Raw genomic sequence first — 733 nt, 5'->3', positions numbered from 1 at the left:
CCCGGGGTCGCCCGCGACCAGCTCGTTGAAGGTCATCGGCAGCACGCTGCCGGTGCGTTCCCAGACGGCGGTGACCGCCTCGCTCTGCTCCGCCACCCAGCGCCGCACCTCGTCGTCGCCGCCCTCGAAGGGGGTGGGCGCGGCGTCGTGGACCAGCGCGGCGACGCCGGTGCCGGGCACCGCGGCCAGCCGCAGCGGGCGGCCGTCCAGCCCGGTCACGCCGTCGGCGGCGCCGGGCCGGTCGGGGACCAGCGCGTACACGTAGAGCGCCGACTGCTCGGTCATCCGTGTGCCTCCTCCGCCCAGCGCCGGGGGTTGATCAGCTTGTCCACGACGTCGTCGACCACCTCGTCCAGCCCGCGGTGCAGGTCGGCCACCGAGGAGACGATGCCGTGGTCCTCCTTGATCTGTTCCAGCGCCTCGTCCAGTTCCAGCAGGGCGTCCGCCAGCCGCTCGGACTCCTCGGGGGTCAGGTCGCCGCCGTTCATGCGGCGCAGCGCCTGGCGGTCCAGTGCCTCCTGGATGACCTCCACCAGGGTCACCACCAGGGACAGCACGCCCTGTTTGAGGCTGTTCTCGTCGACGGTCAACGGCATGTCGGTCCTCCCCTGTCCTGCTCGTGCTTCCGGCCGGCGGCCCTCGTGCCCGTCCGGCCGCGTTCGGCGTTCATCCGGCCGCCTGCCGCGTTCATCCGGCCGCCGCCACCGGCCGGGCGGCGTCCAGCCGCCGGGCC

General features: G+C 74.2%; 2 protein-coding genes. Both read right to left on the bottom strand.

What is annotated here, in order from left to right:
- Nucleotides 1-285 (bottom strand): GvpL/GvpF family gas vesicle protein (locus G3I53_RS07280; protein ID WP_203616720.1); only part of this gene is annotated, 285 nt, incomplete at its 3' end.
- Complete coding sequence (locus tag G3I53_RS07275; RefSeq protein WP_164335082.1) at nt 282-596, bottom strand: gas vesicle protein K; 315 nt, start codon at nt 594-596, stop codon at nt 282-284. The genes G3I53_RS07280 and G3I53_RS07275, both read right to left, overlap by 4 nt.
- Nucleotides 597-733 lie beyond the last annotated feature (137 nt).

Source organism: Streptomyces sp. SID14436 (assembly GCF_010548465.1).
In the GTDB taxonomy this organism is placed as follows: domain Bacteria; phylum Actinomycetota; class Actinomycetes; order Streptomycetales; family Streptomycetaceae; genus Streptomyces.
Note: the sequence above shows the minus strand (reverse complement) of the source record. Positions and strands in the feature narration are given on the sequence as shown.

Coding starts and splice junctions, on each gene's coding strand:
- G3I53_RS07275 (WP_164335082.1), bottom strand. CDS start 596: ATGCCGTTGACCGTCGACGAGAACAGCCTCAAACAGGGCGTGCTGTCC.